19 protein-coding genes and 1 pseudogene are annotated in these 23,754 nt (G+C 70.3%); 17 read left to right on the top strand and 3 right to left on the bottom strand.

Translation table 11 applies throughout. From position 1 onward, the window contains the following. Window positions 1-86: 86 nt before the first annotated feature. Window positions 87-2,063 (top strand): threonine--tRNA ligase, encoded by a 1,977-nt coding sequence (gene thrS, locus IEY91_RS26225; RefSeq protein ID WP_164326380.1) that lies wholly within the window; start codon window positions 87-89, stop codon window positions 2,061-2,063. Between the two features lie 11 nt (window positions 2,064-2,074). Here the strand turns inward: thrS and IEY91_RS26220 are convergent, their stop codons facing one another. Then, window positions 2,075-2,812, bottom strand: coding sequence for a potassium channel family protein (locus IEY91_RS26220; RefSeq protein WP_189175917.1), 738 nt, complete (start codon window positions 2,810-2,812; stop codon window positions 2,075-2,077). Window positions 2,813-2,879: 67 nt separating this feature from the next. Between IEY91_RS26220 and IEY91_RS26215 the strand changes: the two genes are divergently transcribed. Next, window positions 2,880-3,440: an HIT family protein gene (locus IEY91_RS26215; protein ID WP_164326382.1), complete on the top strand. Its 561-nt coding sequence runs from the start codon at window positions 2,880-2,882 to the stop codon at window positions 3,438-3,440. A 34-nt stretch (window positions 3,441-3,474) separates the two neighbouring features. Here IEY91_RS26215 and IEY91_RS26210 read toward each other — a convergent pair whose 3' ends face one another. Together IEY91_RS26210 and IEY91_RS26205 are read right to left on the bottom strand one after the other, a co-directional pair. Next, window positions 3,475-5,130, bottom strand: a complete 1,656-nt coding sequence (locus IEY91_RS26210; RefSeq protein ID WP_164326383.1) for an AbeC-like domain-containing protein — start codon at window positions 5,128-5,130, stop codon at window positions 3,475-3,477. Window positions 5,131-5,377: 247 nt separating this feature from the next. Continuing rightward, window positions 5,378-7,585 (bottom strand): elongation factor G-like protein EF-G2, encoded by a 2,208-nt coding sequence (locus IEY91_RS26205; RefSeq protein WP_189175916.1) that lies wholly within the window; start codon window positions 7,583-7,585, stop codon window positions 5,378-5,380. A 204-nt stretch (window positions 7,586-7,789) separates the two neighbouring features. Here IEY91_RS26205 and pgsA point away from each other — a divergent pair. The 15 genes and pseudogenes from pgsA to IEY91_RS26130 all read left to right on the top strand — a co-directional run bounded on the left by pgsA (window position 7,790) and on the right by IEY91_RS26130 (window position 23,634). After that, window positions 7,790-8,519 (top strand): annotated as a pseudogene (pgsA, locus tag IEY91_RS26200) (phosphatidylinositol phosphate synthase). Further along, window positions 8,516-9,463 (top strand): phosphatidylinositol mannoside acyltransferase, encoded by a 948-nt coding sequence (locus IEY91_RS26195; RefSeq protein WP_164326386.1) that lies wholly within the window; start codon window positions 8,516-8,518, stop codon window positions 9,461-9,463. The pseudogene pgsA and the gene IEY91_RS26195 overlap by 4 nt, the downstream one beginning before the upstream one ends. Next, window positions 9,460-10,626, top strand: coding sequence for a glycosyltransferase family 4 protein (locus tag IEY91_RS26190; protein WP_164326387.1), 1,167 nt, complete (start codon window positions 9,460-9,462; stop codon window positions 10,624-10,626). The genes IEY91_RS26195 and IEY91_RS26190 overlap by 4 nt, the downstream gene beginning before the upstream one ends. Before the next feature lie 168 nt (window positions 10,627-10,794). Next, window positions 10,795-11,340 (top strand): hypothetical protein, encoded by a 546-nt coding sequence (locus tag IEY91_RS26185; protein WP_164326388.1) that lies wholly within the window; start codon window positions 10,795-10,797, stop codon window positions 11,338-11,340. A gap of 325 nt (window positions 11,341-11,665) precedes the next feature. Next, the gene (pdxS, locus tag IEY91_RS26180; RefSeq protein ID WP_229697253.1) at window positions 11,666-12,514 is read left to right on the top strand and encodes a pyridoxal 5'-phosphate synthase lyase subunit PdxS; all 849 of its coding nucleotides are present in this window, start codon (window positions 11,666-11,668) and stop codon (window positions 12,512-12,514) included. A 3-nt stretch (window positions 12,515-12,517) separates the two neighbouring features. After that, on the top strand, window positions 12,518-13,126 hold the full coding sequence (gene pdxT, locus IEY91_RS26175) for a pyridoxal 5'-phosphate synthase glutaminase subunit PdxT (RefSeq protein WP_189175914.1): 609 nt from the start codon (window positions 12,518-12,520) through the stop codon (window positions 13,124-13,126). Between the two features lie 48 nt (window positions 13,127-13,174). Then, window positions 13,175-13,927, top strand: coding sequence for a YebC/PmpR family DNA-binding transcriptional regulator (locus tag IEY91_RS26170; protein WP_164326391.1), 753 nt, complete (start codon window positions 13,175-13,177; stop codon window positions 13,925-13,927). A gap of 114 nt (window positions 13,928-14,041) precedes the next feature. After that, window positions 14,042-14,671: a crossover junction endodeoxyribonuclease RuvC gene (gene ruvC / locus IEY91_RS26165; protein WP_164326392.1), complete on the top strand. Its 630-nt coding sequence runs from the start codon at window positions 14,042-14,044 to the stop codon at window positions 14,669-14,671. Beyond that, window positions 14,668-15,276 (top strand): Holliday junction branch migration protein RuvA, encoded by a 609-nt coding sequence (gene ruvA / locus IEY91_RS26160; protein ID WP_164326393.1) that lies wholly within the window; start codon window positions 14,668-14,670, stop codon window positions 15,274-15,276. Before ruvC ends, ruvA begins: the two co-directional genes overlap by 4 nt. A 32-nt stretch (window positions 15,277-15,308) precedes the next feature. After that, window positions 15,309-16,382 (top strand): Holliday junction branch migration DNA helicase RuvB, encoded by a 1,074-nt coding sequence (ruvB, locus tag IEY91_RS26155; protein WP_164326394.1) that lies wholly within the window; start codon window positions 15,309-15,311, stop codon window positions 16,380-16,382. A gap of 178 nt (window positions 16,383-16,560) precedes the next feature. Next, the gene (gene yajC, locus IEY91_RS26150; RefSeq protein WP_189175912.1) at window positions 16,561-17,046 is read left to right on the top strand and encodes a preprotein translocase subunit YajC; all 486 of its coding nucleotides are present in this window, start codon (window positions 16,561-16,563) and stop codon (window positions 17,044-17,046) included. A 184-nt stretch (window positions 17,047-17,230) separates the two neighbouring features. Beyond that, window positions 17,231-19,078, top strand: a complete 1,848-nt coding sequence (secD, locus tag IEY91_RS26145; protein WP_189175911.1) for a protein translocase subunit SecD — start codon at window positions 17,231-17,233, stop codon at window positions 19,076-19,078. A 1-nt stretch (window position 19,079) separates the two neighbouring features. Then, entirely contained in the window at window positions 19,080-20,219 is a 1,140-nt protein-coding gene (gene secF, locus IEY91_RS26140) for a protein translocase subunit SecF (RefSeq protein WP_189175910.1), read from the top strand. Then, window positions 20,216-20,764 (top strand): adenine phosphoribosyltransferase, encoded by a 549-nt coding sequence (locus IEY91_RS26135; RefSeq protein ID WP_164326398.1) that lies wholly within the window; start codon window positions 20,216-20,218, stop codon window positions 20,762-20,764. Before secF ends, IEY91_RS26135 begins: the two co-directional genes overlap by 4 nt. A gap of 221 nt (window positions 20,765-20,985) precedes the next feature. Next, window positions 20,986-23,634 (top strand): RelA/SpoT family protein, encoded by a 2,649-nt coding sequence (locus IEY91_RS26130; RefSeq protein ID WP_164326399.1) that lies wholly within the window; start codon window positions 20,986-20,988, stop codon window positions 23,632-23,634. The last annotated feature ends 120 nt before the right edge of the window (window positions 23,635-23,754 follow it).

Here is a 23,754-nt window from a genome sequence, read left to right as displayed (position 1 = left end):
TCGGTACGATTCGTTGCGCGTGCAGGAGCAGATCTGCCGCAGTCGCCCTTCAGGCAGGGCGGCCCCCCTTCAGGCAGGAGAGACCGGTGTCAGACGTCCGTGTGATCATCCAACGCGATTCCGAGCGGGAAGAGCGCGTGGTGACCACGGGCACTACGGCGGCCGACCTGTTCGCCGGTCAGCGCACCATCGTCGCCGCCCGCGTCGCCGGCGAGCTGAAGGACCTCGCGTACGCGGTGGCCGACGGGGACGAGGTCGAGCCCGTCGAGATCTCCTCCGAGGACGGCCTGAACATCCTGCGCCACTCGGCCGCGCACGTCATGGCGCAGGCCGTGCAGGAGCTCTTCCCCGAGGCCAAGCTGGGCATCGGCCCGCCGGTCAAGGACGGCTTCTACTACGACTTCGACGTAGAGAAGCCGTTCACCCCCGAGGATCTCAAGGCCATCGAGAAGAAGATGCAGGAGATCCAGAAGCGCGGCCAGCGCTTCTCGCGCCGCGTCGTCACCGACGAGGCCGCGCGCGAGGAGCTCGCGAACGAGCCGTACAAGCTGGAGCTCATCGGCATCAAGGGCTCCGCGTCGAGCGACGACGGCGCGGACGTCGAGGTGGGCGGCGGCGAGCTGACCATCTACGACAACCTCGACCCGAAGTCCGGCGAGCTGTGCTGGAAGGACCTCTGCCGCGGTCCGCACCTGCCCACCACCCGGAACATCCCGGCGTTCAAGCTGATGCGCAACGCCGCGGCGTACTGGCGTGGCAGCGAGAAGAACCCGATGCTGCAGCGCATCTACGGCACCGCGTGGCCGACCAAGGACGAGCTGAAGGCGCACCTGGAGTTCCTCGCCGAGGCCGAGAAGCGCGACCACCGCAAGCTGGGCAGCGAGATGGACCTGTTCTCGGTCCCGGAGCAGATCGGCTCAGGTCTCGCGGTCTTCCACCCCAAGGGCGGCGTCATCCGCCGGGTCATGGAGGACTACTCGCGCCGTCGGCACGAGGAGGAGGGGTACGAGTTCGTCTACACCCCGCACGCGACCAAGGGGAAGCTCTTCGAGCAGTCGGGGCACCTGGACTGGTACGCCGACGGCATGTACCCGCCCATGCAGCTCGACGAGGGCACGGACTACTACCTCAAGCCCATGAACTGCCCGATGCACAACCTGATCTTCGACGCGCGCGGGCGTTCCTACCGTGAACTGCCGCTGCGTCTCTTCGAGTTCGGGACCGTGTACCGGTACGAGAAGTCCGGCGTCGTGCACGGTCTGACCCGTGCCCGCGGCTTCACCCAGGACGACGCGCACATCTACTGCACCAAGGAGCAGATGGCGGACGAGCTCGACACGACGCTCACCTTCGTCCTCAACCTCCTTCGCGACTACGGCCTGACCGACTTCTACCTGGAGCTGTCCACCAAGGACCCGGAGAAGTTCGTCGGCTCGGACGAGGTCTGGGAAGAGGCCACCGAGACGCTGCGCAAGGTCGCCGAGAAGCAGGGCCTTCCGCTGGTCCCCGACCCGGGCGGCGCCGCCTTCTACGGCCCGAAGATCTCCGTGCAGTGCAAGGACGCCATCGGCCGCACCTGGCAGATGTCGACCGTCCAGCTCGACTTCAACCTGCCGGAGCGCTTCAACCTGGAGTACACCGGACCCGACGGCACCAAGCAGCGCCCGGTCATGATCCACCGCGCGCTGTTCGGCTCCATCGAGCGCTTCTTCGCCGTGCTCCTCGAGCACTACGCGGGCGCCTTCCCGGCGTGGCTCGCCCCGGTGCAGGCGGTCGGCATCCCGATCGGGGACGCGCACATCCCGTACCTGGAGGAGTTCGCCAAGAAGGCGAAGGCCAAGGGCCTGCGGGTGGACGTCGACTCGTCGTCCGACCGCATGCAGAAGAAGATCCGCAACCAGCAGAAGGCCAAGGTGCCCTTCATGGTGATCGCCGGTGACGAGGACATGGAGAACGGCGCCGTGTCCTTCCGCTACCGCGACGGTTCGCAGGAGAACGGCATCCCGGTCGACGAGGCCATCGCGAAGATCGCGAAGGTCGTCGAGGAGCGGACGCAGGTCTGACGCACGACGGCTCAGGAGGCCCCCGGGGACGAACTCCCCGGGGGCCTCTCGTCGTCCCCGCGAGTGACGACTCGTGCGTCGGGCGTGTACACGTCGTCCTCCCGCGTGAACACCTGGAGCAGCCACGACGAGAACGACCCCGTCACCGCCCCGAGCAGCGCCAGCCCGCACCCCATCAGGCCGACCGCGACGAGCCTGCCGAGCGGCGTCACCGGCGCCACGTCCCCGTACCCGACGGTGGCGAGCGTCGCGCACGTCCACCACACCGCGTCCCCGAACGTACGGATCGTGGCGTCCGGCGCCGCGTGCTCCTGGTGGTAGACGGCGAGCGCCCCGGCGAAGCCGAGCAGGAGCACGGACAGGCCCGCGTAGAACATCACGCGGGCGTACAGCGCGAGGCGCGGGCGCGCGTGCCGGCGCCGCACCGCGTCGTAGACCCTGACGATGCGCAGCGGCCGCAGCAGGGGCAGGACGAGCACCACGGTGTCGAGCAGATGGTTTCGTACGAAGCCGAGTCGCTGTCCGCTCAAGCGCCAGCGGACCGCGTAGTCGACCGCGAAGACCGCCCACGCCGCCAGCGCGAGCCCGAGGCAGGCCGTGCGCCAGGCCGGGGGCAGGCCCTGGGCCAGGACCCGCACCGCGTACGCGGCCAGGAAGAGCAGGGACGCCGCGGCCAGCGGGGCCTCGGTCCGGCGCTCCCAGCGGGACTCCGCGCCCTCCGGCGCCGGCCGGGCGCTGTCTTTGGTCATCGCCCCAGAGTGGCCGGGAGCGGCCGGGGGTCCGCCCCGGCGACACGCTCCGAACGGGCGAAGTCATATGCTGCACAGCATGACGATTGAGCCGGAGCAGCAGATCGGAGTGGGGACGCAGGACGCGTTCCAGCGCCTGTGGACGCCCCACCGGATGGCGTACATCCAGGGCGAGAACAAGCCCACCGGTCCGGGGGCGGACGACGGCTGTCCCTTCTGCGGCATCCCGGCGAAATCAGACGAGGACGGGCTTGTCGTCGCGCGCGGCGAGCAGGTCTACGCGGTGCTCAACCTCTACCCGTACAACGGCGGGCATCTGATGGTCGTGCCCTACCGCCACGTCGCCGACTACACCGAGCTGACCGCCGCGGAGACGGTGGAGCTCGGCGAGCTGACCAAGCAGGCGATGACGGCGCTGCGCACCGCGTCCGGGGCGCACGGCTTCAACATCGGCATGAACCAGGGCACCGTGGCGGGCGCGGGCATCGCCGCGCATCTGCACCAGCACATCGTGCCCCGCTGGGGCGGCGACACGAACTTCATGCCGGTCGTCGGGCACACGAAGGTGCTGCCCCAACTGCTCGCCGACACCCGCAAGATGCTCGCGGAGGCCTGGCCCGCGGCCTAGCCAGGCCCCTCTCCCGCTGCCGCCCGCCGGGCGGCTACCCGTTGTACACGTCCGCCTGGCGCGGCATCGGATCCTGGACGGCGCCGCTGAGGAACCCGGCGCGGGCGCCGAAGCGGTCCGTGTTCACGCCGTTCTCCTCCAGGACCTTCAGGGCCGCCGAGTGCACGACCCGCAGCACCGGCGTGGCCGCGCGCAGCGCGTCGTCGGCCATGAAGCGGTGCCGCCACGGCTTGTCCGCCCAGGCGTGCCGCAGGCCGAACGGCTCGGGCAGGACCAGCTTGCCGCCCAGGTAGTCCAGCACCGGCGGATACCAGGTGAAGGGGGCGCGCACCGCGAGGCGCACCACCTCCTGGGCGTCGACGAGCGGGAGCTGCTGCGTCTTGGTCTCCCAGAACTTGACGGTCTTGCTGACCGTCTTCGTCTTGGGGGAGGGCTTGCTGGTGAACAGTGAGTGCACCGGACCGAGGGCGTGGCCGGTGACCTCGATGCGCAGCGTCTCGTGCAGGACCGTCACCGTGATCAGCATCGTGATCACCAACTGGCCGTCCCAGAGCGTGAACTGGACGCCCAGGTAGTGCCGGTCGCCGCTGCCGAACTGCTGCTCGTTGCAGATGCGCTGTATCTCGTGGCCCTTGATCTGGAAGGCGTCGACGTCCGTGCCGGACGGGCGGGACACCGACCCCGCGTTCTCACCGATGGGCGTGACGATCCAGTGCCTTATCGACGGCTTGGGGAAGCCGCCGGTGTGCAGGGGGCCGCGCTCCAGCATCCGGAGCTGGTCGTGCACCGCGCGCACGACGTCCCAGCTGCGGAAGGGGTTGATCTCCTTCTTCTCGTCGCGCGGGGTGAGCTCCTCGGCGAGCTGCCAGCTGCCCCAGCGGGTGCCCATGCCCAGTATTCCCTTGGGGCCCGCGTAGAAGACGCTGTTGGACTGCTGCTCCGCGGAGAGCCGCGCGAGGCCCTGGCGCAGCCGCTCCGCAGCCGTCTCGCCGGGGCTGCCGGGGACCGCCTCGGGGATCTTCGCGCCGACGCCGCCGCCGGCGAGCAAGCCGCTCCAGCGGTCCCGCAGGTCCTTGGCGGTGCCTTCCGCTATGTGCTTGGCCCAGAACCAGCCGAACACCGGCACGACCGGGCAGAGCCGCAGATACCAGGCCCAGAAGCCGCCGAAGGGCAGCTTGATCAGGAGAAGCACCACGATCACGCCGAGGGCCACGAGGACCGCGGTGGCGATCGCCTGGGTGCGCTTGTCCTTCTGCTTGGAGATCCACTTGCGGGCCGTGAAGACCAGCAGCCAGACCAGCAGGCCGGGCAGGAAGAGCAGCCCGCAGATGGCCATCACAGCCGTGAGCCAGCTGTCGCGCTGTCTGCGGATGCGGTTCGCGGCGAGGCAGTGCTCGACGACCATCTGCGGTTCCGTGCCGAAGGACTGGATGAGCGGTGGACGGGCGCCGCCGAGCATCCGCACCTGCACGGTCCGCGAGAAGGCCTCGCCGAGGCTGGGCTTGCACAGCGACCACAGGCCGGGCTTCACCACGGACTTGTGCCAGTCGCTGTTGGCCTTGAGGATGTCGTCGACCTCGCCGTCGCGATACGCCGCCGACGCCAGGGCATGCGTCGCCGCGGTCTGGCCCGCGGCGCCCGACAAGGGGACCTGGGCCCCGGGCCTGAAGTCGAATACGTCGTCCGCCACCTGCCGCCCCCCACGCCGTGACGCCCTTGGCGCCGCGGCTCTTTCCGACTGCGTTGTTCCCGAACTTCGGACCGTGCTGTTTCCCGGAATTCCCGACTGCGGGGCCCGGCACACCTGTTGACCTGGCCGATACGGCTTTTGATCAGGTCATCAGCGTATCGGTGCGTACTGACATCCGGCAGGGGGCGGCCGAATGCCGCCCGCACGAGCGGTTTCTGAGCGGGCGGCATCCGGCCGGAGGCGTCAACTAGGCGGTGTCCTGCGCCTGTTCACGGATCTTCTGGGAGAGCTGTGCGGGCATCGGCTCGTGCCGGGCGTAGCTCCGGCTGAACCGCGCGGTGCCCTGCGACAGGGACCGCAGGTCGACCGCGTACCGACCGATCTCGATCTCGGGCACCTCGGCCCGCACCAAGGTGCGCCCGCCCGGGGCCTGTTCGGTGCCGACGACGCGGCCGCGCCGTCCGGACAGGTCGCTCATGACCGAGCCCACGTGCTCGTCGCCGACCAGGACCTGTACCTCGGCGACGGGTTCGAGCAGGTGGATGGTGGCGTCGGCCGCCGCCTCGCGCAGCGCAAGGGCGCCCGCCGTCTGGAACGCGGCGTCGGAGGAGTCCACGGAGTGCGCCTTGCCGTCGAGCAGCGTGACGCGTACGTCGATGAGCGGGTAACCCGCGGCGACGCCCTTGGCCGCCTGAGCGCGGATGCCCTTCTCGACGGACGGGATGAACTGCCGCGGCACCGCGCCGCCCACGACCTTGTCGACGAACTCGATGCCGCTGCCGCCCGGCAGCGGCTCCACCTCGATCTCGCAGATCGCGAACTGGCCGTGCCCGCCGGACTGCTTCACATGACGGCCGCGCCCGGCCGCCTTGGTCCCGAACGTCTCCCGAAGGGAGACCTTGTGCGGTACGAGGTCGACCTGCACGCCGTAGCGATGGCGCAGCCGCTCCAGGGCGACGTCCGCGTGCGCCTCGCCGAGGCACCACAGGACCACCTGGTGGGTGTCCTGGTTCTGTTGCAGGCGCATCGTCGGATCCTCGGCGACCAGCCGGGACAGGCCCTGCGAGAGCTTGTCCTCGTCCGCCTTGCTGTGCGCCTGGATGGCGAGCGGAAGCAGCGGGTCGGGCATGTCCCAGGGCGCCATCAGGAGCGGGTCGTCCTTGGCCGACAGGGTGTCGCCGGTCTCGGCGCGGCTGAGTTTGGCGACGCAGGCCAGGTCGCCCGCGATGGCCTGGGAGAGCGTGCGCTGCTGTTTGCCGAACGGCGAGGAGAGGGCGCCCACGCGCTCGTCGACGTCGTGGTCCTCGTGCCCCCGGTCCGCGAGGCCGTGCCCGGAGACGTGCACCGTCTCGTCCGGGCGCAGCGTTCCGGAGAAGACGCGGACCAGCGAGATCCTGCCGACGTACGGGTCCGACGCGGTCTTCACCACCTCGGCGGCGAGGGGACCTTCGGGGTCGCAGGACAGGGCCGGGCGGGGCTTGCCCCCAGGTGTGGTGACGGCCGGGGCGGGGTGCTCCAGCGGGGTCGGGAAGCCGCCCGTGATCAGCTCCAGGAGTTCCACGGTGCCGATGCCCTGGCGGGCGCCCTCGGCGGCGGGCGCGGCGGCGAGCACCGGGTGGAAGATGCCGCGCGCGACGGCCCGTTCCAGGTCGTCGACGAGCGTCTTGTAGTCGATGTCCTCGCCGCCGAGATAGCGGTCCATCAGGGACTCGTCCTCGCTCTCGGCGATGATCCCCTCGATGAGCTTGTCGCGCGCCTCCTGGATGACGGGCAGTTGGTCGTCGCCCGGCTCGGACTCCTTGCGTTCGCCCGACGCGTAGTCGAAGACCCGCTGCGAGAGCAGCCCGATCAGACCGGTCACCGGTGCGTGCCCGTCGGGTCCCTGCTCGCCGTGCAGGGGCAGATACAGCGGCAGTACGGCGTCGGGGTCGTCGGCGCCGAAGGTCTCGGCGCAGCACCGCGTGATCTCCTTGAAGTCGGAACGCGCCGCCTCCAGGTGCGTGACCACGATGGCCCGCGGCATGCCGACCGCCGCGCACTCCTCCCACACCATGCGGGTCGCACCCGTGATGCCCTCGGCGCCCTCCGCCGCCGAGACGACGAAAAGGGCCGCGTCCGCGGCGCGCAGACCGGCCCTCAGCTCCCCGACGAAGTCGGCGTATCCCGGGGTGTCCAGGATATTGATCTTGTATCCGCCCCATTCGACGGGGACCAGTGACAGTTGTACGGAGCGTTGCTGGCGGTGCTCGATGTCGTCGTAGTCCGACACCGAGGTGCCGTCCTCGACCCGGCCCGCCCGGTTCACGGCCCCCGCGGTCAGCGCGAGGGCTTCGACCAGAGTCGTCTTGCCCGATCCGCTGTGGCCGACCAGCACCACATTCCGTACGGACGCGGGATGGTCGGCCGTCGCTGCCCTGCCGGCGGCTCCGGGGTGTGCATTCGCCTTGTCGCCCATGCCTTGCCTCCCGGTTACGCGCATGGCTGAGGAGGCGCAGCCCCCTCAGGGATGCTGGCTGTGCGCGGACACACGGGACCCGCGTGCGGGGGCGGCTCCGGCGACGCCCGCGGTGCTTCCGAGCTTTCCACTCGTGTCACGGTGCGTCCATACGTCGTACGCGATCGTGAGGGGGCGAGCCGGTGTGTCGTGAGCGTGACTACGATGGGCCAGCCGGTGGCCAACGGGGCCGCCATGGGCACCGACCCTCGGGAAGGCCATGCTGAACAAGTACGCGCGTGCATTCTTCACGCGTGTCCTCACACCGTTCGCCGCGTTTCTCATCCGCCGCGGGGTCAGCCCCGACACGGTCACGTTCATCGGCACGGCCGGTGTCGTCGCGGGAGCGCTGGTCTTCTACCCTCGCGGGGAGTTTTTCTGGGGCACTGTCGTCATCACGCTGTTCGTCTTCTCGGACCTGGTCGACGGCAACATGGCGCGTCAGCTCGGCCGCTCCAGCCGGTGGGGCGCGTTCCTCGACTCCACCCTGGACCGGGTCGCGGACGGCGCGATCTTCGGTGGCTTCGCTCTTTGGTACGCCGGTTCCGGCGACAACGACATCCTGTGCGCGGTGTCCATCTTCTGCCTGGCCAGCGGCCAGGTGGTGTCGTACACGAAGGCGCGCGGTGAGGCGATCGGCCTGCCCGTGGCCGTCAACGGCCTGGTGGAGCGGGCCGAGCGGCTGGTGATCTCGCTGGTCGCCGCGGGCTTCGCCGGGCTGCACAAGTTCGGCGTCCCCGGCATCGACGTGCTGCTGCCCGTCGCCCTGTGGGTCGTCGCGGTCGGCAGCCTCGTCACGCTCGTGCAGCGCGTGGTGACCGTCCGCCGCGAGTCCGAGGAGGCGGACCAGCAGGCCGCGCGGGAGGCGCCCCAGGAGAGCGAGGCGACCTCGTGAGCCCGGCCACGGAGAAGCTGACGGACGCGCTGTACGGCGCCGCCTGGAGCACCGTCAAGAAGCTTCCCGAGCCCACCGCCGTGCGCCTGGGCCGCACCATCGCCGACCTCGCGTGGAAGCGGCGCGGCAAGGGTGTCCTGCGCCTTGAGGCCAACTACGCGCGCGTGGTGCCCGACGCGAGCCCGGCGCGCCTCGCCGAGCTGTCCAAGGCGGGCATGCGGTCGTACATGCGGTACTGGATGGAGTCCTTCCGGCTGCCGGCCTGGAGCAAGGACCGCATCCGCAACGGCTTCACCGCCCAGGACCTGCACCACCTGACCGACGGCCTGGCGTCCGGCAAGGGCGTCATCCTGGCCCTGCCGCACCTGGGCAACTGGGACCTGGCCGGCGCGTGGGTGACCACGAAGCTCGAAACGCCCTTCACGACCGTGCAGGAGCGGCAGAAGCCCGAGTCCCTGTACGACCGCTTCGTCGCCTACCGCAGCGGCCTCGGCATGGAGGTCCTGCCGCACACCGGCGGCGCCGCCTTCGGCACGCTGGCGCGCCGGCTGCGCGCGGGCGGCCTGGTCTGCCTGGTCGCGGACCGCGACCTGTCGGCGTCCGGCGTCGAGGTGAAGTTCTTCGGCGAGACCGCGCGGATGCCCGCGGGGCCCGCGGCGCTCGCCCAGCAGACCGGCGCGCTGCTGCTCCCGGTGACGCTCTGGTACGACGACTCGCCCGTCATGCGGGGCCGGGTCCACGCGCCGGTCGAGGTGCCCGAGACGGGGACGCGTACGGAGAAGACGGCCGCCATGACGCAGGCCCTCGCCGACGCCTTCGCCACGGGGATCGCCGAGCATCCGCAGGACTGGCACATGCTGCAGCGGCTGTGGCTTGCGGACCTGGATCCGGCGAAGGCGCCGGGCGGCCGGGCCGATGACCGGGCCGATGAGGGGACACCGTGAAGGTAGGCATCGTCTGCCCCTACTCGTGGGACGTGCCGGGCGGCGTCCAGTTCCACATCCGCGATCTGGCGGAGCACCTCATCCGCCTGGGACACGAGGTCTCCGTCCTCGCCCCGGCGGACGACGAGACCCCGCTTCCGCCGTACGTGGTGTCGGCGGGCCGTGCCGTTCCCGTTCCGTACAACGGCTCGGTGGCGCGACTCAACTTCGGCTTCATCTCGGCCGCGCGGGTGCGGCGCTGGCTGCACGACGGCATGTTCGACGTCATCCACATCCACGAGCCGACGTCGCCGTCCCTCGGCCTGCTCACGTGCTGGGCCGCGCAGGGGCCGATCGTCGCCACGTTCCACACCTCCAACCCGCGCTCGCGCGCCATGATCGCGGCGTATCCGATCCTCCAGCCCGCCCTGGAGAAGATCAGCGCGCGCATCGCGGTCAGCGAGTACGCGCGCCGCACGCTGGTGGAGCACCTCGGCGGTGACGCGGTCGTCATCCCCAACGGCGTCGACGTCGACTTCTTCGCCCGGGCCGAGCCCAAGCCGGAGTGGCAGGGGGAGACGATCGGCTTCATCGGGCGCATCGACGAGCCCCGCAAGGGCCTGCCGGTGCTGATGAAGGCCCTCCCGCGCATCTTCGCGGCCCGCCCCGACGCCCGCCTGCTCGTGGCCGGGCGCGGCGACGAGGAGGAGGCCGTCGCCTCCCTGCCCGCCGAGCTGCACTCCCGCGTGGAGTTCCTCGGCATGATCAGCGACGAGGACAAGGCGCGGCTGCTGCGCAGCGTCGACGTGTACGTCGCCCCGAACACCGGCGGCGAGAGCTTCGGGATCATCCTGGTCGAGGCGATGTCGGCGGGCGCCCCCGTCCTCGCCAGCGACCTCGACGCCTTCGCCCAGGTCCTGGACCAGGGCGCGGCGGGCGACCTGTTCGCCAACGAGGACGCGTACTCCCTGTCCAACGCGGCGATCCGCCTCCTGCGCGACCCCGAACGCCGCGAGGAACTGCGCGACCGCGGCAGCAAGCACGTACGCCGCTTCGACTGGTCGACGGTGGGCGCGGACATCCTCTCCGTGTACGAGACGGTGGCGGTGGGCGCGGCAGCGGTGGCAACGGACGAACGCACGGGCCTGCGGGCACGATTCGGCTTGGCGAAGGACAAGCTGTAGCTGCCCGGCACCTGGCGGCCTGGGTGACGGCAATCAGCCCGTCCGGCATTTGAGGACGAGGCCGAAGGCCGAAAAAGCCGCGCCCCGGGGGGGCGTACACCCGAGACGGCAAGGCGCACTCAAGACCACCCCACCGCCCAAGGCGCCCCCGCCAGGTACCGTGCGGCTGTGACCCCCACGTTGATCTGGATCGCCGTCGGCCTCTTCGCGATCGGCCTCTACCTGAGCTGGACCGCGGGACGCCTCGACCGGCTGCACGCGCGGATCGACGCGGCCCGTGCCGCCCTGGACGCGCAACTGCTGCGCCGCGCCTCGGTCACCCAGGAACTGGCCACCTCCGGAGTGCTCGATCCGGCGGCCTCGATCGTCCTGTACGAGGCGGCGCACGCGGCCCGGCAGGCGGAGGAGGAGCACCGGGAGGTCGCCGAGAGCGAGCTGAGTCAGGCGTTGCGCGCGGTCTTCGAGGAGGCGGCACAGGTCGAGGCGGTCCGCGAGGCCCCGGGCGGCGAGGGCGCCGCGGACGAGCTGGCCCAGGCGGTCCGCCGGGTCCCCATGGCCCGCCGTTTCCACAACGACGCCGTGCGCGCGGCCCGCGCCCTGCGCCGCCACCGCAAGGTCCGCTGGTTCCGGCTCGCCGGGCACGCGCCGTTCCCGATGGCCTTCGAGATGGACGACGTGGCACCGGCGGCGCTGGCGGACCGGCCGGGTACGTAGCGCGCGTGAGCCCCCGTCGCGGGCACGCGAGCACCCCCGTCGCGGGGCGAAAACGATCCACAGCCTCACCATTGGCCCTTGCTGTGGCCTGGTCCCGGGACGTTTCCTCAGTACCAGCGGAAACGCAACGGAAGCGGAACGCGAGCCGACTTCCGGCCGCAATCCGCGCCCGGCGGCGCCCACGCGGCGTATCCGCCCACTGCCACAGCCGTCGTACGGCCTTCGTACTTCGTATCGAGTGAGGTCACCCGTGTCCAGCACGCTCTCCCCCAGCAACCAGCCCGCCGACAGCGCCGCGACCGGCACCGCCCGTGTGAAGCGCGGCATGGCCGAGCAGCTCAAGGGCGGCGTGATCATGGACGTGGTCAACGCCGAGCAGGCGAAGATCGCCGAGGACGCGGGTGCCGTGGCCGTCATGGCCCTGGAGCGGGTCCCGGCCGACATCCGCAAGGACGGCGGCGTGGCCCGCATGTCCGACCCGAACATGATCGAAGAGATCATCGAGGCCGTCTCGATCCCGGTCATGGCCAAGTCCCGCATCGGCCACTTCGTGGAGGCCCAGGTCCTGCAGTCCCTCGGCGTCGACTACATCGACGAGTCCGAGGTCCTCACCCCGGCCGACGAGGTCAACCACTCGGACAAGTTCGCCTTCACCACGCCGTTCGTCTGTGGCGCCACCAACCTGGGCGAGGCCCTGCGCCGCATCGCCGAGGGCGCGGCCATGATCCGCTCCAAGGGCGAGGCCGGCACCGGCAACGTGGTCGAGGCCGTCCGCCACCTGCGCCAGATCAAGAACGAGATCGCCAAGCTGCGCGGCTTCGACAACAACGAGCTGTACGCCGCGGCCAAGGACCTGCGCGCCCCGTACGAGCTCGTGAAGGAGGTCTCCGAGCTGGGCAAGCTGCCGGTGGTCCTCTTCTCCGCCGGTGGCGTCGCCACCCCGGCCGACGCCGCCCTGATGCGCCAGCTCGGCGCCGAGGGCGTCTTCGTCGGCTCCGGCATCTTCAAGTCCGGCGACCCCGCCAAGCGCGCCGCCGCCATCGTGAAGGCCACCACCTTCTTCGACGACCCCAAGATCATCGCGGACGCGTCCCGCAACCTCGGCGAGGCCATGGTCGGCATCAACTGCGACACCCTGCCCGAGGCCGAGCGCTACGCGAACCGCGGCTGGTAACCCATGAACGACACCCCCGTAGTCGGCGTCCTGGCTCTCCAGGGCGACGTGCGGGAGCACCTCATCGCCCTGGCCGCGGCAGACGCCGTGGCCAGGCCGGTGCGGCGCCCCGAAGAGCTCGCCGAGGTCGACGGCCTGGTCATCCCCGGCGGCGAATCGACCACGATCTCCAAACTGGCGGCGCTTTTCGGCCTCCTGGAGCCGCTACGCGCGCGCGTGCGCGCGGGCATGCCGGTGTACGGCACCTGCGCGGGCATGATCATGCTCGCCGACAAGATCCTCGACCCGCGTTCGGGGCAGGAGACCTTCGGCGGCATCGACATGATCGTGCGCCGCAACGCCTTCGGGCGGCAGAACGAGTCCTTCGAAGCGGCCGTCGACATGAAGGGCGTCGACGGGGACCCTGTGGAGGGCGTCTTCATCCGTGCCCCGTGGGTGGAGTCGGTCGGCGCCCGCGTGGAGGTGCTCGCCGAGCACGGCGGACACATCGTCGCGGTGCGTCAGGACAACGTGCTCGCCACCTCGTTCCACCCCGAGCTGACCGGTGACCACCGTGTTCACGGCCTGTTCGTGGCGATGGTGCGGGGGAGCGCGGCGCCGGGAGCCTTGTAGGATCTCTGGCGTTCGTACAGGAATGGGTTACGCGAAGGAGACAGGCAGATGTCCGGCCACTCTAAATGGGCTACGACGAAGCACAAGAAGGCCGTGATCGACGCCAAGCGCGGCAAGCTCTTCGCGAAGATGATCAAGAACATCGAGGTCGCGGCCCGCACGGGCGGCGCCGACGTGTCCGGCAACCCGACCCTCTTCGACGCCATCCAGAAGGCCAAGAAGAGCTCGGTTCCGAACAAGAACATCGACTCCGCGGTCAAGCGCGGTGCCGGTCTCGAAGCCGGTGGCGCCGACTACGAGACGATCATGTACGAGGGCTACGGCCCGAACGGCGTCGCGGTGCTCATCGAGTGTCTGACCGACAACCGCAACCGCGCGGCCTCCGACGTGCGCGTGGCGATGACCCGCAACGGCGGCTCCATGGCCGACCCGGGCTCGGTGTCGTACCTCTTCAACCGCAAGGGCGTCGTGATCGTCCCCAAGGGCGAGCTGAGCGAGGACGACGTCCTGACGGCTGTTCTGGACGCAGGCGCCGAAGAGGTCAACGACCTGGGTGAGTCCTTCGAGGTGCTCAGCGAGGCCACCGACATGGTCGCGGTGCGCACCGCGCTCCAGGAGGCCGGCATCGACTACGACTCGGCCGAGGCCAACTTCGTCCCGACCATGCAGGTCGAGCTGGACGAAGAAGGCGCGCGCAAGATCTTCAAGCTCATCGACGCCCTCGAGGACAGCGACGACGTGCAGAACGTCTTCGCCAACTTCGACGTGTCGGACGACGTCATGGCGAAGGTCGACGCCTGAGCGGCACACCACGGCAACGGGCGAACGGGCCGACGGGACACACCCCGTCGGCCCGTCGCTTTGTCAGTGGCACCCGATAGCCTGCACAAACAGGCGATCGAAGAGGGGGTTGGAGTGCGGGTACTTGGGGTGGACCCCGGGCTCACCCGGTGCGGTGTCGGTGTCGTCGAAGGCGTCGCGGGCCGCCCGTTGACCATGCGTGGCGTCGGCGTCGTGCGTACGCCCGCGGACGCCGACTTGGGCCTCCGCCTGGTCGCCATCGAGCAGGGCATCGAGAGCTGGCTGGACGAGCACCGCCCCGAATTCGTCGCCGTGGAGCGGGTGTTCAGCCAGCACAACGTCCGTACGGTCATGGGCACCGCCCAGGCCAGCGCCGTCGCCATGCTGTGCGCGTCACGCCGCGGCATCCCCGTCGCCCTGCACACCCCCAGCGAGATCAAGGCCGCCGTCACCGGCAGCGGCCGCGCCGACAAGGCCCAGGTCGGCGCGATGGTGACCCGCCTGCTCCGCCTTGACGCGCCGCCCAAGCCCGCCGACGCCGCCGACGCCCTGGCCCTCGCGATCTGCCACATCTGGCGCGCGCCCGCGCAGAACCGCCTCCAGCAGGCCGTGGCCCAGAACCGCCTCCAGCAGGCGGTGGCCAAGCACGCCCAGCAAGCCCAGCAGACCCCCCACGTCCGGCAGGCCCAGCAAGCCGGGCGTTCCCAGCAAGCCCAGCAAACCTCGAAAGGCCGCCCCGCATGATCGCCTTCGTCAGCGGCCCGGTCGCCGCCCTCGCCCCTGACTCCGCCGTCGTCGAAGTGGGCGGCATCGGCATGGCCGTCCAGTGCACGCCGGACACGCTCTCCGGACTCCGTATCGGCCAGCAGACCAAGCTCGCCACGTCCCTGGTCGTCCGCGAGGACTCCCTCACGCTGTACGGCTTCGCGGACGACGACGAGCGGCAGACCTTCGAGCTCCTGCAGACCGCGAGCGGCGTCGGCCCGCGCCTCGCCCAGGCGATGCTCGCCGTGCACAACCCGGACGCGCTGCGCCGCGCGGTCGCCACGGCCGACGAGAAGGCACTCACCGCCGTGCCCGGCATCGGCAAGAAGGGCGCCCAGAAGCTGCTCCTGGAGCTGAAGGACCGCCTCGGCGCACCGCTCGGCACCGGCGGCCCCGCCATCGGCACCGCCGTCACCTCCGGCTGGCGCGACCAGCTGCACGCCGCGCTGATCGGCCTGGGGTACGCGACGCGCGAGGCGGACGAAGCGGTCACCGCCGTCACGCCGCAGGCCGAGGCCATGGAGTCGCCGCAGGTGGGCCGGCTCCTGAAGGCCGCCCTCCAGACCCTGAACCGCACCCGCTAGCCACCCCCGAACCGCATCGCGAGGCACACCGCATGAACTGGGACGACACGACCGACGACGCTGCCGGGGCGGCCGAGCGGCTGGTCGGTGCGTCCGCCGACGGCGAGGACCAGGCCGTCGAGGCCGCCCTGCGCCCCAAGGACCTGGGCGAGTTCATCGGCCAGGAGAAGGTCAGGGAGCAGCTCGACCTCGTCCTGCGTGCCGCCCGCGCGCGCGGCGCCACCGCCGACCACGTGCTGCTCTCCGGCGCCCCCGGCCTCGGCAAGACGACCCTCTCGATGATCATCGCCGCCGAGATGGGCGCCCCGATCCGCATCACCAGCGGCCCGGCCATCCAGCACGCGGGCGACCTCGCCGCGATCCTGTCCTCGCTCCAGGAGGGCGAGGTCCTCTTCCTCGACGAGATCCACCGCATGTCGAGGCCCGCCGAGGAAATGCTGTACATGGCCATGGAGGACTTCCGTGTCGACGTGATCGTCGGCAAGGGTCCGGGAGCCACCGCCATCCCGCTGGAACTGCCGCCCTTCACGCTCGTCGGCGCCACCACGCGCGCGGGCCTGCTGCCGCCGCCGCTGCGCGACCGCTTCGGCTTCACCGCGCACATGGAGTTCTACGAGCCCGCCGAACTGGAGCGGGTGATCCACCGCTCCGCGAACCTGCTGGACGTCGCCATCGACACCGAGGGCGCCGCCGAGATCGCGGGCCGCTCCCGCGGCACCCCCCGCATCGCCAACCGCCTGCTGCGCCGCGTGCGCGACTACGCGCAGGTCAAGGCCGACGGCGTGATCAACCGCGAGATCGCGGGCGCCGCTCTGAGCGTCTACGAGGTCGACGCCCGTGGCCTCGACCGCCTGGACCGTGCGGTCCTCGAAGCCCTCCTGAAGCTGTTCGGCGGCGGCCCCGTCGGCCTCTCCACCCTCGCCGTCGCGGTGGGGGAGGAGCGTGAGACGGTGGAAGAGGTGGCCGAGCCCTTCCTCGTCCGGGAGGGGCTGCTCGCCCGCACCCCCCGCGGCCGCGTCGGGACGCCCGCGGCATGGGCCCATCTGGGTCTCGTACCGCCCCGGCAGGGAGCGGGAACTGGACAACAGGACTTGTTCGGGTCGTGACGCGGCGCGCACCGGCGCGGAGAGTCGCACCGTCAGGAACTGCGGTGCCATGCTGAGCGTTGTTCGTTAGGCGCGGACTCGCTTAGACTCCGCCGATGCCGCCCTTGTGGGCGGCGCCGCCCACCCCCATCCATCAGGCCGCTCAAAGTACGCGGTCGTGCGAAGGAAACTCCGTCCCGTGAATATCGTGACCCTCCTCCCCTTCATCGTGCTCATCGGGGCCATGTTCCTGATGACCCGGTCCGCCAAGCGCAAGCAGAACGCGGCCGCCCAGATGCGTAACGACATGACGCCTGGCACCGGCATCCGCACGATCGGAGGCATGTACGCCACCGTCAAGGAGGTCCACGACGACGCGGTCCTCCTCGAGGTGGCCCCCGGCGTCCACGCGGTGTACGCGAAGAACTCCATCGGCGCCGTCCTCGACGACGACGAGTACAACCGCATCGTTCACGGCACCGAGGACGACCTGAAGTCCGACGACGCCCCCGTGGTGCCCGACGACGCCTCCTCCCTCACCGAGGCCGGCGAGCCCGCCGACGCCGCCGCGGCCGCTTCGGACGACGAGCGCATCGACCTCGGCAAGAAGGACACGGCCGACGAGGCCCCCGAGGCAGCGGACGCAGAGCCGAAGAAGACCGACGGCGAGTCCGGCGCGAAGTAGTCACAGACGGGGGTCCGTGCGCCCGCTCGCGCACCGCGGCCCCCGCCGCAGGTGATTTCGCGCCGCGTCTCGACACAACTTCATGGCCGCCCGCCCGGGTCCCCTCCACCGCAGCCCTCCGCTCAGCGCAGGTGACGGGGAGGCACCCCGCAGGCCGGGACGGTTGGACAGGGAGAACGAGAAGGTGGCAGCACCCACGAAGGGCCGCAGGCAGGCCGCCCAGGGGAAACCGGGCCGCACCCTGGTCCTGATCATGATCGCCCTGGTGGCGCTCACCGGAGGGATGTTCCTCTCCGGTCACACCACGCCCCGCCTCGGCATCGACCTCGCCGGTGGCACGAGCATCACGCTCGAGGCGAAGAACGAGCCGGGCCAGAAGAACGCGATCAACCAGACCAACCTGAACACGGCTGTTGACATCATCAACAACCGTGTCAACGGTCTGGGTGTCTCCGAAGCCGAGGTGCAGACCCAGGGCGACCGGAACATCATCGTCAACATCCCCAAGGGCACCAACGCCAAGCAGGCGCGGGAGCAGGTCGGCACGACCGCTCAGCTCTACTTCCGGCCCGTCCTCGCCCAGCAGCCCAGCACGGGTGCGGCGGAGAAGCCGGCCCCGAAGCCCAAGCCGTCGTCCTCGGGCAAGGACGGCGACAAGGGTGACAAGGGTGACAAGGGTGACAAGCCCAAGGAGAGCGACGAGCCCAAGGACGGGGCGACCTCGCCGACCGCGACGCCGACCACCCAGGGCCGCTCTGTCACCGACGGCCTGAAGGCCGACACCACTCCGCCCGCGACGCCCACCGGCGACGCCAAGGACGACCCGGCCAAGGACAAGAAGGACGACGGCAAGAAGGACGACGGCAAGAAGGACCCGTCGCCGACGCCGCCGGCCCCGTCCGGTGACACCGCGAAGCTCCAGGAGCAGTTCACCAAGCTCGACTGCACCAGCAAGACGGCCCGTCTGAAGGTCAAGGAAGGCACCAAGCCGACCGACCCGGTCGTGGCCTGCGGCAAGAGCGGCGACGGAAAGGGCTGGGACAAGTTCATCCTCGGACCCTCCGAGGTCAACGGCAAGGAGGTCGATGACGCGAAGGCCGTCTACGACACCCAGGGTGCCGCTGGCTGGAAGGTCACGATGAAGTTCTCCGGCAAGGGGACGAAGCAGTTCGGTGACATCACCGGCAAGCTCGCCAGCCAGCAGCCGCCGCAGAACGAGTTCGGCATCGTCATGGACGGCGAGGTCGTCTCCGCGCCGTACGTCCGGCAGGCGCTGACCTCCGGCGAGGCCGAGATCTCCGGCAGCTTCACCCAGGACGAGGCCAAGGACCTGGCCAACATCCTGTCGTACGGCGCGCTCCCGCTGACCTTCAAGGAGCAGAGCGTCACCACGGTCAGCGCGGCGCTCGGCGGCGAGCAGCTGCGCGCGGGCCTCATCGCCGGCGCCATCGGCCTCGCGCTCGTCATCATCTACCTGGTGGCGTACTACCGCGGCCTGGCCTTCATCGCCATCGCGTCCCTCGGCGTCTCCGCGGCGCTGACGTACACGATCATGACGCTGCTCGGCCCGACGATTAAGTTCGCGCTGAACCTGCCCGCGGTCTGTGGTGCCATCGTCGCCATCGGTATCACCGCCGACTCGTTCATCGTCTACTTCGAACGCATAAGGGACGAGATCCGCGAGGGTCGTACGCTGCGGCCCGCCGTCGAGCGTGCCTGGCCGCGGGCCCGGCGCACCATCCTGGTCTCCGACTTCGTGTCGTTCCTCGCCGCCGCGGTGCTCTTCATCGTCACCGTCGGCAAGGTCCAGGGCTTCGCGTTCACGCTGGGCCTGACGACGCTCCTCGACGTCGTGGTGGTGTTCTTCTTCACCAAGCCACTGATGACGATCATGGCTCGCAAGAAGTTCTTCGCGAGCGGCGGCAAGTGGTCCGGCCTCGACCCGAAGCGACTCGGTGCCAAACCGCCGCTGCGCCGCTCGCGCCGCAGTGGCCCGACCGCCCCCGTCGACTCGACCCCGAAGGAGGCGTGAGATGTCGAAACTTGGAGATCTCGGCGCCCGGCTCTACCGCGGCGAGGTCGGCTACGACTTCGTCGGCAAGCGCAAGATCTGGTACGGCATCTCGATCCTGATCACCATCACGGCCATCGTCGGCCTGGCGGTGCGCGGCCTGAACATGGGCATCGAGTTCGAGGGCGGCGCCGTCTTCAACACGCCGAAGACCAGCGTCTCGGTCAACAAGGCGGAAGAGTCCGCGGAGCGCGCCTCCGGCCACGACGCGCTCGTACAGAAGCTCGGCAACGACACCCTGCGCATCCAGATCGCCGGTGTGGACACCGCCAAGTCCGACCAGGTCAAGGACGAGATCGCCAAGGATCTCGGCATGGAGTCGGAGAAGATCAACGCCGACCTCGTGGGTCCGAGCTGGGGTGAACAGGTCGCCAACAAGGCCTGGCAAGGCCTGGGGATCTTCATGGTCCTGGTCGTGATCTATCTGGCGATCGCCTTCGAATGGCGAATGGCGCTGGCCGCGCTGATCGCGCTCATCCACGACATCACCATCACCGTGGGTGTGTACGCCCTCGTCGGCTTCGAGGTCACACCGGGCACGGTGATCGGTCTGCTGACCATTCTCGGATATTCGCTGTACGACACGGTCGTGGTCTTCGACAGCCTCAAGGAACAGTCGAAGGACCTCGCCAAGCAGACCCGCTTCACGTACAGCGAGGTCGCCAACCGCTCCATCAACAGCACGCTGGTGCGCTCCATCAACACCACGGTGGTGGCGCTCCTGCCGGTCGCCGGTCTGCTGTTCATCGGCGGCGGCTTCCTCGGCGCGGGCATGCTGAACGACATCTCGCTGTCGCTGTTCGTCGGCCTCGCCGCGGGCGCGTACTCCTCGATCTTCATCGCGACCCCCCTGGTCGCCGATCTCAAGGAGACCGAGCCGCAGATGAAGGCCCTCAAGAAGCGGGTGCTCGCCAAGCGCAGGGCGGCCGCCGCCAAGGGCGAGTCCGCCGAGGCCCCGGAGCCGGAGGGCGACGAGCCGCAGGACGACGTCGACCAGGCCGGCGAGGACACAGCACCGGCCGTGGTCGGCCCGCGCTCGGGACCGCGGTCCCAGCCCGCCCGCAACCGCGGTCGCGGGCGCCCCTCGGGGAAGCGCCGATGACCGAGACGGCCGAGATCAACGCGCTGCTGCTCAGCCGCATCCGTGACGTGCCGGACTATCCCGAGCCGGGCGTGATGTTCAAGGACATCACCCCGCTGCTCGCGGACCCGGCGGCGTTCGCGGCCCTGACCGGCGCGCTCGCCGACCTGAGCGTGCGCTGCGGGGCCACGAAGGTCGTCGGTCTGGAGGCGCGCGGCTTCATTCTGGGCGCCCCGGTCGCGCTGCGCGCCGGGCTCGGCTTCATTCCCGTACGCAAGGCGGGCAAGCTCCCCGGAGCGACCCTCAGCCAGGCGTACGACCTGGAGTACGGCAGCGCGGAGATCGAGGTGCACGCCGAGGACCTGGCCACGGGCGACCGTGTCATGGTCATCGACGACGTCCTCGCGACCGGCGGCACCGCCGAGGCCTCGCTCCGGCTCATCCGCCGGGCCGGGGCCGAGGTGGCCGGCGTCGCGGTGCTGATGGAGCTCGGCTTCCTGGGCGGCCGCGCGCGGCTGGTTCCCGCCCTGGACGGCGCCCCTCTGGAGGCGCTGCTCACGGTCTGAGCCCCTGGGGGAGCCGGAGCGGCGGCGGGACGGCCGCGGCAGACGGTTCAGGACACCCCTGCAGGACACGGAGGCGGGCCCGGTGGAATCCGGCGCCCGCCTCTGGCGTTCCTCCAGTACAGAGCCGTCTCACCGGCCGAGGGCGAGCCGTCGGCCCAGGATCGATACCATGGGCACTTCGGGACCTGACCGGGGGACCCGATCGCGCACAGGGAGCGCTCTTGCCAGACGAGTCCCAGCCACTTGCCGCCGCGAAGTCCGCCCAGCAGTCCGAGCGGGCCGCGGCGCCCGCTGGTGCGCCCGCCAAGCCCGGGGATTCCGGGACGAGCACGCCCGGTGGCACGGACGCGAAGCGCGCGCCCGGTGGCGACAGCGCGCGTGACGGCAAGCCGGCCGAGCAGCCCGGTCCCAAGCCGCCGCCGGAGGCGCAGCCCGCCCCGCAGGACGGCCCCGCCGCACCGCAGGACCGCCCCGCGGCCACCACCCCGCCGGTCCGCCCCGCCCCCGCGAAGGCCCCTGCTCCCGCGAAGGCCCCCGTCCCGGCCAAGCCCCCCGTCACCGGCAAGACCGAGCGCTCCGGCTCCTCCAACCGCGTGCGCGCCCGCCTCGCCCGCCTCGGCGTCCAGCGCTCCAACCCGTACAACCCGGTCCTGGAGCCGCTGCTTCGGATAGTGCGCAGCAACGACGCGAAGATCGAGACCGCGACGCTGCGCCAGATCGAGCGTGCCTACCAGGTCGCCGAGCGCTGGCACCGCGGCCAGAAGCGCAAGAGCGGCGATCCGTACATCACGCACCCGCTCGCGGTGACGACGATCCTCGCCGAGCTGGGCATGGACCCGGCCACGCTGATGGCGGGCCTGCTGCACGACACCGTCGAGGACACCGAGTACGGCCTGGACACCCTGCGCCGCGACTTCGGCGACCAGGTCGCCCTGCTCGTCGACGGCGTCACCAAGCTCGACAAGGTCAAGTTCGGCGAGGCCGCGCAGGCCGAGACCGTGCGCAAGATGGTCGTCGCCATGGCCAAGGACCCGCGCGTCCTGGTCATCAAGCTCGCCGACCGCCTGCACAACATGCGCACGATGCGCTATCTCAAGCGCGAGAAGCAGGAGAAGAAGGCCCGCGAGACGCTGGAGATCTACGCTCCGCTGGCGCACCGCCTGGGCATGAACACCATCAAGTGGGAGCTGGAGGACCTCGCCTTCGCGATCCTCTACCCCAAGATGTACGACGAGATCGTGCGTCTGGTGGCCGAGCGCGCCCCCAAGCGCGACGAGTACCTGGCCATAGTGACCGACGAGGTCCAGGCCGACCTGCGCGCGGCCCGCATCAAGGCCACCGTCACCGGGCGGCCCAAGCACTACTACAGCGTCTACCAGAAGATGATCGTCCGCGGCCGTGACTTCGCGGAGATCTACGACCTGGTCGGCATCCGCGTCCTCGTGGACACCGTCCGCGACTGCTACGCGGCGCTCGGCACCGTCCACGCGCGATGGAACCCGGTCCCCGGCCGGTTCAAGGACTACATCGCGATGCCGAAGTTCAACATGTACCAGTCGCTGCACACGACGGTCATCGGCCCCAACGGCAAGCCCGTCGAGCTGCAGATCCGTACGTTCGACATGCACCGCCGCGCCGAGTACGGCATCGCCGCGCACTGGAAGTACAAGCAGGAGGCCGTCGCCGGCGCCTCCAAGGTGCGTACGGACGTGCCGAAGAAGACCGGCAAGGACGACCACCTCAACGACATGGCGTGGCTGCGCCAGCTCCTCGACTGGCAGAAGGAGACCGAGGACCCCAGCGAGTTCCTGGAGTCCCTGCGCTTCGACCTGTCGCGCAACGAGGTCTTCGTCTTCACGCCGAAGGGCGACGTCATCGCGCTGCCCGCGGGCGCGACCCCGGTCGACTTCTCCTACGCGGTGCACACCGAGGTCGGCCACCGCACCATAGGCGCCCGGGTCAACGGACGGCTCGTACCGCTCGAATCGACCCTGGACAACGGCGACTTGGTGGAGGTCTTCACCTCCAAGGCAGCGGGGGCCGGCCCGTCCCGCGACTGGCTCGGCTTCGTCAAGTCGCCGCGCGCCCGCAACAAGATCCGCGCCTGGTTCTCCAAGGAACGCCGCGAGGAGGCCATCGAGCAGGGCAAGGACGCCATCGCGCGCGCCATGCGCAAGCAGAACCTGCCGATCCAGCGCATCCTCACCGGGGACTCGCTGGTCACCCTCGCGCACGAGATGCGTTACCCCGACATCTCGTCGCTGTACGCGGCGATCGGTGAGGGCCATGTCACCGCGCAGAGCGTCGTGCAGAAGCTCGTGCAGGCGCTCGGCGGCGAGGAGGCCGCCAACGAGGACATCGCCGAGAGCACGCCGCCCTCGCGCAGCCGCTCCAAGCGCCGCTCCAACGCCGACCCGGGCGTCGTCGTCAAGGGCGTCGACGACGTGTGGGTCAAGCTCGCGCGCTGCTGTACGCCGGTGCCGGGCGACCCGATCATCGGCTTCGTCACGCGCGGCAGTGGCGTATCGGTTCACCGCAGCGACTGCGTGAACGTGGACTCGCTGTCCCGTGAGCCCGAGCGCATCCTCGAGGTCGAGTGGGCGCCCACGCAGTCGTCGGTCTTCCTGGTCGCCATCCAGGTGGAGGCACTCGACCGCTCGCGGCTCCTTTCGGACGTCACGCGCATCCTCTCGGACCAGCACGTGAACATCCTGTCCGCGGCCGTCCAGACCTCCCGCGACCGCGTCGCCACCTCCCGCTTCACCTTCGAGATGGGCGACCCCAAGCACCTGGGCCACGTGCTGAAGGCGGTCAGGGGAGTGGAGGGCGTGTACGACGTGTACCGGGTGACGTCGGCGCGCAGGCCGTAAGCCCTGATGCGAAGCGGCTCCGGTACATCCGTACCGGAGCCGCTTCGGGTTATGGCACATCAGCCATCAATTGAGGAACCACAGCGGCGAGTAACCAGCTCCGCGAGAGCGGCGGCGGTT

This window comes from Streptomyces lasiicapitis (genome assembly GCF_014646335.1).
GTDB classification, from domain to species: Bacteria; Actinomycetota; Actinomycetes; order Streptomycetales; family Streptomycetaceae; genus Streptomyces; species Streptomyces lasiicapitis.
The sequence above is the reverse complement of the archived record's forward strand: the minus strand, read 5'-3'. Positions and strand labels throughout refer to the sequence as shown.

Bases quoted from the DNA above. Each gene is read 5' to 3' on its own strand.
- IEY91_RS26220 (WP_189175917.1), bottom strand. From the start codon at position 2,812: ATGACCAAAGACAGCGCCCGGCCGGCGCCGGAGGGCGCGGAGTCCCGC.
- IEY91_RS26215 (WP_164326382.1), top strand. From the start codon at position 2,880: ATGCTGCACAGCATGACGATTGAGCCGGAGCAGCAGATCGGAGTGGGG.
- IEY91_RS26205 (WP_189175916.1), bottom strand. From the start codon at position 7,585: ATGGGCGACAAGGCGAATGCACACCCCGGAGCCGCCGGCAGGGCAGCG.
- pdxS (WP_229697253.1), top strand. From the start codon at position 11,666: ATGGCCGAGCAGCTCAAGGGCGGCGTGATCATGGACGTGGTCAACGCC.
- pdxT (WP_189175914.1), top strand. From the start codon at position 12,518: ATGAACGACACCCCCGTAGTCGGCGTCCTGGCTCTCCAGGGCGACGTG.
- IEY91_RS26170 (WP_164326391.1), top strand. From the start codon at position 13,175: ATGTCCGGCCACTCTAAATGGGCTACGACGAAGCACAAGAAGGCCGTG.
- ruvA (WP_164326393.1), top strand. From the start codon at position 14,668: ATGATCGCCTTCGTCAGCGGCCCGGTCGCCGCCCTCGCCCCTGACTCC.
- ruvB (WP_164326394.1), top strand. From the start codon at position 15,309: ATGAACTGGGACGACACGACCGACGACGCTGCCGGGGCGGCCGAGCGG.
- secF (WP_189175910.1), top strand. From the start codon at position 19,080: ATGTCGAAACTTGGAGATCTCGGCGCCCGGCTCTACCGCGGCGAGGTC.
- IEY91_RS26135 (WP_164326398.1), top strand. From the start codon at position 20,216: ATGACCGAGACGGCCGAGATCAACGCGCTGCTGCTCAGCCGCATCCGT.